Source organism: Peribacillus sp. (genome assembly GCF_059453735.1).
Genome location: NZ_JAZVJO010000271.1, coordinates 1 through 7,990 on the forward strand (window position 1 = coordinate 1; position 7,990 = coordinate 7,990).

Annotated in this window: 10 protein-coding genes; all 10 read left to right on the top strand. The window is 38.3% G+C overall.

Annotated elements, in window-relative coordinates; genetic code table 11:
• Positions 1-507 precede the first annotated feature (507 nt).
• The 10 genes from AC52RT_RS08575 to AC52RT_RS08620 all read left to right on the top strand — a co-directional run bounded on the left by AC52RT_RS08575 (position 508) and on the right by AC52RT_RS08620 (position 7,872).
• Positions 508-876, top strand: coding sequence for a nuclear transport factor 2 family protein (locus AC52RT_RS08575; RefSeq protein ID WP_495540355.1), 369 nt, complete (start codon positions 508-510; stop codon positions 874-876).
• 164 nt (positions 877-1,040) lie between these two features.
• A complete protein-coding gene (locus AC52RT_RS08580) occupies positions 1,041-1,382 on the top strand; it encodes a hypothetical protein (protein ID WP_495540356.1) in 342 nt (113 codons plus the stop codon).
• 25 nt (positions 1,383-1,407) lie between these two features.
• On the top strand, positions 1,408-1,671 hold the full coding sequence (locus AC52RT_RS08585) for a metal-sensitive transcriptional regulator (RefSeq protein WP_495540357.1): 264 nt from the start codon (positions 1,408-1,410) through the stop codon (positions 1,669-1,671).
• Positions 1,672-1,698: 27 nt separating this feature from the next.
• Positions 1,699-1,998 (top strand): rhodanese-like domain-containing protein, encoded by a 300-nt coding sequence (locus tag AC52RT_RS08590; protein WP_495540358.1) that lies wholly within the window; start codon positions 1,699-1,701, stop codon positions 1,996-1,998.
• Between the two features lie 244 nt (positions 1,999-2,242).
• Positions 2,243-3,691 (top strand): cardiolipin synthase, encoded by a 1,449-nt coding sequence (gene cls / locus AC52RT_RS08595; protein ID WP_495540359.1) that lies wholly within the window; start codon positions 2,243-2,245, stop codon positions 3,689-3,691.
• A 36-nt stretch (positions 3,692-3,727) separates the two neighbouring features.
• The gene (locus tag AC52RT_RS08600; protein WP_495540360.1) at positions 3,728-4,831 is read left to right on the top strand and encodes an AI-2E family transporter; all 1,104 of its coding nucleotides are present in this window, start codon (positions 3,728-3,730) and stop codon (positions 4,829-4,831) included.
• Positions 4,832-4,934: 103 nt separating this feature from the next.
• The gene (locus AC52RT_RS08605) at positions 4,935-6,209 is read left to right on the top strand and encodes a LysM peptidoglycan-binding domain-containing protein (RefSeq protein ID WP_495540361.1); all 1,275 of its coding nucleotides are present in this window, start codon (positions 4,935-4,937) and stop codon (positions 6,207-6,209) included.
• Positions 6,210-6,330: 121 nt separating this feature from the next.
• Complete coding sequence (locus AC52RT_RS08610) at positions 6,331-6,720, top strand: thiol-disulfide oxidoreductase DCC family protein (RefSeq protein WP_495540362.1); 390 nt, start codon at positions 6,331-6,333, stop codon at positions 6,718-6,720.
• A gap of 133 nt (positions 6,721-6,853) precedes the next feature.
• Positions 6,854-7,126: a serine hydrolase gene (locus AC52RT_RS08615; protein ID WP_495540363.1), complete on the top strand. Its 273-nt coding sequence runs from the start codon at positions 6,854-6,856 to the stop codon at positions 7,124-7,126.
• A gap of 41 nt (positions 7,127-7,167) precedes the next feature.
• Positions 7,168-7,872: a serine hydrolase domain-containing protein gene (locus AC52RT_RS08620; RefSeq protein WP_495540364.1), complete on the top strand. Its 705-nt coding sequence runs from the start codon at positions 7,168-7,170 to the stop codon at positions 7,870-7,872.
• The last annotated feature ends 118 nt before the right edge of the window (positions 7,873-7,990 follow it).

Genomic DNA, 7,990 nt, shown 5'->3' on the forward strand with positions numbered 1-7,990 from the left:
CCTTAATCTCTTCTCTCTGTTTGTCTGTAAGTCTTTTACGCCTATCCTGCAATCCTTTCAGTTTAATCTTTTCGCTTTTATAAGGCATAACACCAACTCCCTTGATTGTATATATTTATTAATTAATAGTTCAGATATAATTATTGATACGACAACTATCGACGCAGGTTTAATTTGTGAAAAACTGATAAATTTATTGGACTAAAAGGGACAGGCAGAAGATCATTAAATATGTATTTTAAAGGTTGCAAAATGAGCTTAAATGGAGGTTTGTTAACTGAGTAAGAAGAAACTAAATCAAAGAAAAGCTGACTATACGATTATTGTGTTCGTTTGTTCGGGCTTAGGAGCATTTTTAGGACTAGTAGCTTATGTTAGAGATTGGTTTTGATTACATAAGCATTAATATAGTACTGAATATTAAAATCTTTAATTAGAAAATACGCCTCTAACGTACAGATTTGGGTTTAAGGCGTCTTTATTTTATAAGAAAAAAGGTGAGTAGTCATGGAAAGTATGACTTTTTTAAAAGAGCATTTACTTCAATTGGAAGAAATGCTCTTAAAACCAGAAATTCGTGCATCAAAAGAAGAGCTTACTAATCTATTAGCAGACGATTTTTTTGAAATTGGAAGTTCGGGTAAAGTGTTGTATCAAAATGAAAGTATTGGTGAAGAGGGAATAGGAGCAGTACGGATGAAGTTAAGTAATTTTGAAATTCATCCATTGTCTGACGAAATCGTCTTAACTACTTACCGTATATATAATGAGGTAAATAAAAAACACTCATTGCGTAGTTCTATATGGAAATTGAGAGAGGGAAGATGGAAAATGTATTTTCACCAAGGGACAATAACAAGTTCTTTATCCGATTGAAAAATCGTTTACTAACGAAAGCTGATTTTATGGATTGAAACTGTATAACTTAATTTTGTTATAATTCGGAAATACACCGGTTTTAGAAGATTGACAGCATACCCGCATGGGTATAAAATGTGACATAAAGTAAAATTCCTAAATATTTAGGGGGAGCATCATCAATGATTGTGATTTTGCTGATTTTAGTACTGTTATTATCAGCTGTTATTTATAATAGATATGTTTCGGTACCCTGTGTGCCATGTATGGAAAAGGACGAATTAAGCAATGCTGATGTGGTGATTGTCGATATCAGAGATTATCAGGATTCTGCAAAGGATCCAATTGCTGGATCACTGACCATACCTACAGCATACTTGAAACGGTATTCGGCAGAAATCCCTAAAAAAGCTCTCTATATCGTGTCTACTGATTTAGTAGAAAAGAATCTGGGCATTCGTTATCTTCATAAAAATGGCTTTAAAGTGATAGGTTATACGGTAACAGATTGCTCGTGTTCATAAAGGAATGGTGAAGGAGGCATAAAAAATGCATTACGAAAATGATATGAAAAATAGGATTAAACGAATTGAAGGGCAGCTTCGCGGCATTCAGAAAATGCTTGAAGACGGACAAAATTGCAAGGATGTAGTAACACAGCTTTCAGCTGCTCGTTCTGCGATTGATCGGAGCATTGGGGTAATTGTCTCTACGAACCTTGTTGAATGTGTTCGGGAAGCGAACGAAAAAGGTGACAAAGATCCGGAAGCCTTAGTAAAAGAAGCAGTGAATCTGCTTGTAAAAAGCAGATGACCTACGTGTAATCAGGAGGATGGAATCGTGCAAACTATTACCCCAGATGAAGTAGCTGTTCGTTTAAATAAAAAAGAAGTTCTCCATATTATCGATGTTCGGGAAGCAGCGGAAGCGGCAAAAGGAAAAATACCCGGAGCTTTAAATATACCACTTGGACTACTGGAATTTAGAAAACAAGATCTTGATAAGAAGAATGAGTACATTCTTGTGTGCCGATCCGGTGCTCGAAGCGGGCAAGCTGCACAATTCTTATTTGATCAAGGTTTTAGGGTGAAAAACATGAAAGGCGGCATGCTTGCTTGGGTTGGTATGCTTGAATCATAATAATCCGTTGCCTCCACAACTTTGTGGGGGCTTTCGTTATATAGAACCAGTCAGGTATAGTCGTTTTTTGAAAGGGAACCTTAGTTAAAAGGGGAGATTTCTAAAGGTCGTTTTCTTTTTATCTTCTGAAAATCATGGTATTCTTAAGATGGGATACGTATGTCTTAGCAAGGTGTAATAAACAGTTTCTCGACGGTAGCTGGAAAGTTACCTCGAGTATTAATAGTGTTTGTGAGGGTATTGAATGGATGTAATTACAATTTTATTAGGTTTAATCACGGTAGTAAATATACTACTAGCTCTTCTGGTGATTTTTTGGGAACGTAGAGATGCAGGTGCGTCTTGGGCTTGGCTGCTTGTTCTGTTTTTTCTGCCAGTGGTAGGCTTTTGTCTCTATCTCCTTTTTGGGAAAAGTTTACGAAAGCATCGGTTATTTGAATGGGAAGATCGAGAGAAAATAGGCATCGAACCGATTTTGAAAAGACAATTAGAACAGCTCGCCTTTAATGAATTTGAATTCCGTAATAAATCAACCTATGCTAATCAAGATTTGATTTACATGCATTTACGAGGTAATGAGTCTGTATTGACAGAAAATAATCATGTTGATATTTTTACGGATGGAAAGCAAAAGTTTGATCGTCTGTTTAAAGATATTGAAGAAGCAAAGGATCATATACATATTCAATATTATATAATTAAGAAAGACAATCTAGGTAAAGCATTTATTAGGCTTTTAACGAAAAAGGCAAAGGAAGGCTTAACCGTCAGAATTCTTTATGATGAATTAGGTTCACGCAGTCTTACGAAACGCTTTTTCAAGGAATTTAGGGAGGCCGGCGGTCAAGTGGAAGTTTTCTTTCCATCAAAACTTCCACTCTTAAATCTTAGAATTAATTTTCGTAATCATCGTAAATTAGTGATTATCGATGGTGAATTTGGTTATCTTGGAGGTTTTAATGTCGGGGATGAGTACCTCGGAATCAACCCGAAATTTGGTTATTGGCGTGATACACATTTAAGAATTCGGGGATCAGCAGTCCTGGCTATCCAAACGCGGTTTATTCTCGATTGGAACCAAGCGTCGAATACGCAGGATATTTCCTATCAAGCACACCTATTTCCCCGCAAAAAAAGTACAGGCAGTACGGGCATGCAAATTGTTACAAGCGGCCCTGACTCAGAATGGGAACAAATTAAAAATGGATATATAAAGTTAATTTTATCTGCAAAAAAATCGATTATTATCCAAACTCCCTATTTTATTCCAGATGCGAGTTTGCTTGATGCGCTCCGTATAGCATCGATTTCCGGCATTAAAGTCAGCATCATGATTCCTAATAAACCAGATCATATTTTTGTTTATTGGGCAACGTTATCTTATATTGGTGCTATGCTGGATGCAGGGGCTGTTGTCTATATATATGACAATGGATTTATCCATTCTAAAACCATTGTCGTTGATAGCGAAGTTTCTTCAGTTGGTACAGCGAATATTGACGTAAGAAGTTTTAAACTTAATTTTGAAGTTAATGCCTTTATTTATGATGAGGAGATTGCTGTCAAACTTACTGAAGCATTTTTTGATGATATTAAGGTTTCAAGGATTTTGACACAAAGTGAGTATGGAAAGCGATCTTTGTGGATTCGAATTAAAGAATCAATATCAAGGCTATTATCACCCATATTATAAAAAGAATAGTTCCCTTTAGGGAGCGGAGGAGAACTAATGTTTAAATTTAAATCAAAACTGCATTTTTGGACATTTGAATTATTAATGATTTCATTATTAATTTATGTTTGTACAAAAATATCCTTTTTCTTTGAACCAATTGTCGTATTTATTTCAACGTTATTCTTTCCTGTGTTAATTTCCGGGTTTTTATACTTTATTTTTCATCCTGTTGTAACGTTTTTGACCGGCAGGAGATTACCAAAAGGAATCGCGATCTTAATTATTTACCTTTTTGCTATTGGGCTGGTAACGCTGTTCGGTGCGCTGGTAGGACCAGCTTTATCTAAACAGGTTACCGATCTTTTCACTAATTTACCTGAATATATTTATGAAGTTCGTCAATTTATCGATGACCTATCACACTCTAAGCAGTATAAGTGGGTATTATCCCAAGACTATGTATCACTTGATAAGATCGAAGCCACGCTGCTAGACTATACGTCTAATTTACCAACGGATATTACAAATAGCTTATCATCCGTATTCAGCGTTGTAACCAATGTAACACTGATAGTCGTAACCGTGCCGTTCATGCTGTTTTATATGCTGAAGGATGGTCATAGGCTGCCGCAGGCTATTTCTCGTTTTATTCCGATTAATTACCGGACACAAGGTTTAACCATCTTAGCTGAAACTGGAGAAACCCTGTCTACCTATATTCAAGGACAAGCTTTGGTTTGTCTGTTTGTTGGAATTACCACGTTTATCGGGTATCTGATTATCGATATGCCATATGCGCTTGTGCTAGCTTTAATAGGAGCTGTAACCAATATCATTCCTTACGTTGGACCATTCATAGGTGCTGCTCCTGCGGTCGTTATCGCCTTATTCCACTCGCCGATGCAGGCCATTTTCGTGATCATTGTCATCGTGGTTGTCCAGCAGCTTGATGGAAACATTATTTCACCGCTTGTAATCGGTAAAAAATTGAATACACATCCATTAACAATCATCATTGTGTTACTGGTTGCAGGGAATATTGCTGGGATTATGGGCATGATTCTTGCTATACCGACCTACTCTGTGACAAAAACAATTGTGCTAAATATCGTTAAATTTATCAAAATTAGAAGGCGTTCGGAAATTGAAGAGATTTAATCTAAAGACTAGATAGAAAACAGTATGAAACTATTGAAAAATTGTTCTAAGGATAAGCATGACCCCCATATTCTTTAAATAAGGATAGGAAGGGTGTGGGGGAATGGCCATTCATGTTGTCCAACAGGGAGAATCATTGTGGTCAATAAGTAAAAGGTACGAAACAGATGTAACCGAAATTATGGACATAAATGGTCTGCAGTCAGGTGTGCTGGTCCCGGGACTAGCTTTGTACATCCCTGAGACTGAATTGTTTACGAGAAATTACCTGTTTCAACCTGATGATACTCTTGCGAAAATTGCTGAAAAATTTGACGTATCTGTCTTAGATATACTAAAGACGAATCCAGGAATGGATCCCAACCAACTCATCACAGGTCAGCGACTTGAAATCATTTCGCCCCTTAAGTTGGAACTGACAACACTTGCTTTTGCTTTCCCTGCCGCTGGTGAAAGTGTCCTTACTGCGTTCAGCCAAAATGCTGACTATCTAACATTACTCGCCATCGTGGCTTATTCATTTACAAAAGAGGGGAATGCCTTTATTGAAGGTGACGATATTCCTCTAATTAATAAGGCGCTGGAAATGAATGTAATCCCACTTTTGATGGTCCGTAATTATCAAGATGGTGATTTTAACGAGAATCTTGCAGGAGATGTTTTGGCTAGTAAGCCGAACCGAGATCGGCTCGTGAACAGTTTGCTTAGGTTCATTAAGGAGAAAGGGTATGGCGGTGTAAGCGTCGATATGGAATTTATTCCACCGGCACGACGGGCTGATTTTGTTCTTTTTCTGCGGCAGTTAAAAAATGGTTTGCAGGAGAAAATTCTTCATGTAAACGTCCATGCTAAAACAGAAGATAATCCTACGAACCGGATCGTCGGCGGGCACGATTATCAGGAAATAGGTAAAATCGCTGACCTGATCGCGGTTATGACGATCGACTATGGCTACCCTACTGGTCCGCCGGAACCTATTGCACCGTTGTGGTGGATGGCACAGGTGCTTCGCTATGCTCGCAGCCTCATTCCTATTGAAAAGCTGCAGGCGGCGTTTCCATTATACGGCTATGATAAAGTCATCTCCAGTAACAAAACAACAGCTTTATCTGCACTTAGTGCTCAGAATCGGGCAATTAAAGTGGGCAGTCCTATCTTATATGACCAAGTGGCTGCTTCGCCTAATTATCGATATTATGCAGATCAATTACAACATAGTGTCTGGTTTGAAGACATAAGAAGTTTTACAGCTAAGTATCAGCTGATTGACGCCTATGATTTAGCTGGAGTAACTTACTGGCATATTGGGCTTGCCTTCCCGCAAAACTGGGCGTATGTAGAGCGTAACCTATTAATTAGAAAAGGGCTTAATGTCTAAGTCAGGCTGTTGAGAACGCTCAACAGCCTTTTTGGTTTGTAATTCAACGGCATTCATTTATTACGCTGTTTTGTTGGATTATGGTACACTCTTGATAGAAGAAACTGAAGGATGTGAGCACGTGAAAAGGATTATATTATTTGATGGTGACTGTAATTTTTGTGATAAAAGCGTTCAGTTCATTATTAAGCGTGATCCTGAGGCGATCTTTACCTTTACCTCTCAGCAAGGCGAAGCAGGTCAAAAAATGATAAAGAAGCATCATGCACCCGCTTCCATAGACAGCATCATATTAATTGAAAATGATACGTATTATCTGAAATCATCGGCGGCTTTACGCATTTGCAGACATCTGCAAGGGGCATGGAAGCTGCTATTTATATTTATCATTGTTCCGTATCCGATTCGGGATTTTTTTTATAATATCTTGGCAAAGAATCGCTACAAATGGTTTGGAAAAAAAGATCAATGTAACTTGCCAACACCAGAAATGCGCAAGAGATTTTTATAGATATGAAGAATGTTAGGGTAGTGTACGCGAAAGTAACAGGAAATATCTATGTGTCAAGTGACGGAGAGAAGATAGAAATCAAACAATAAGGCAACCATGACTATTTTCTCCTTCAGGTTGAAGGGAGTATAAGATGGTACTTACGAAAAACCTAACCAATCAATTTAACGAAGTAAAAAAGCATGTAAATCATACAGCTGATTCTATTGCTCGTGCTGGTGGAGCTTGTATGGTCATCTTGAATGATCAGGTCGTTTTCGAGGACTATTTTGGCCGACAGTCTTTAGCTAACCAGGCAAGAAAGGTGCAAGCAGATACTCAATTTCATGTTGCCTCCGTACGAAAATCCTATATCGGTTTCGCGGCGGCATATATGCGGTTTATACCGGCTGTATTTTTTCCATAGATGATCCCGTTGTCCGTTATTTGCCTCTGCTTGCCAGAGAATTGGCGGCCGGTGTAACCATTCGGCACCTTTTAACGCATACACATGGGCTTACCAAGAAAGACAACAGCCTCATCAGGGAGTTTCCACCCGGTACGAACTGGGCTTACCGAGCAATTGGGATTGAGTGGCTGACTCAAATTATTAAAGATACGACAGGGAAAACAGTTGCTGAATTACTTCAAACCTTGATCTTTGAACCCCTTGCTTTTAAAGAAACCGGCTGGTATGCAACAAAACATAAACAACTTGTAGAGGTTATTCTTCAAAACCCAAATGATCCGTCATGGTATACAAGCAATAGTATCGATGGCGATAAAATGAATATGTATGTCTCTGCACGTGAACTAGCTCTCTTTGGATATTTCCATCTGAAACAGGGTGTGATAAACGGGAGAAGGATTGTTCCAAAGGAAGTGATTGAATTAGCGGTTTCTGTCCAAAGTCCAAATTTTGAAGATAGTAATACTCCACAAAATGGCTTCTTATGGTTCGTGAAAGAGCATCCAGCCTTAAAAACAGAAATAGGCAGCCAGGTACCTGCTGGTTCTTATCAAATCCTCGGTTATACGAACACAGCGCTGTTAGTGGTGCCTGAACATAATCTGGTGGCAGTTAGAATGCTAAACAGTTTTGGTTCACCTCCGGAGTATGATTATCTACAAGATATCCGCTCGTTTGGCGATACCTTAATACGGTGCCTCTAAAATGAATACCCAGAAAACTGGGTATTTTTTTGCTCTTACCCCTTGTTATATAATTCGTTTTCACGTACGATAATGTTAAAAAATGTAAGCGATGGAGGGGATCAGTTGAAGAGATATC

What these genes read in the sequence shown, in the direction of transcription:
- AC52RT_RS08575 (WP_495540355.1), top strand. Translation starts at nt 508, where the DNA reads ATGGAAAGTATGACTTTTTTAAAAGAGCATTTACTTCAATTGGAAGAA.
- AC52RT_RS08580 (WP_495540356.1), top strand. Translation starts at nt 1,041, where the DNA reads ATGATTGTGATTTTGCTGATTTTAGTACTGTTATTATCAGCTGTTATT.
- AC52RT_RS08585 (WP_495540357.1), top strand. Translation starts at nt 1,408, where the DNA reads ATGCATTACGAAAATGATATGAAAAATAGGATTAAACGAATTGAAGGG.
- cls (WP_495540359.1), top strand. Translation starts at nt 2,243, where the DNA reads ATGGATGTAATTACAATTTTATTAGGTTTAATCACGGTAGTAAATATA.
- AC52RT_RS08600 (WP_495540360.1), top strand. Translation starts at nt 3,728, where the DNA reads ATGTTTAAATTTAAATCAAAACTGCATTTTTGGACATTTGAATTATTA.
- AC52RT_RS08605 (WP_495540361.1), top strand. Translation starts at nt 4,935, where the DNA reads ATGGCCATTCATGTTGTCCAACAGGGAGAATCATTGTGGTCAATAAGT.
- AC52RT_RS08615 (WP_495540363.1), top strand. Translation starts at nt 6,854, where the DNA reads ATGGTACTTACGAAAAACCTAACCAATCAATTTAACGAAGTAAAAAAG.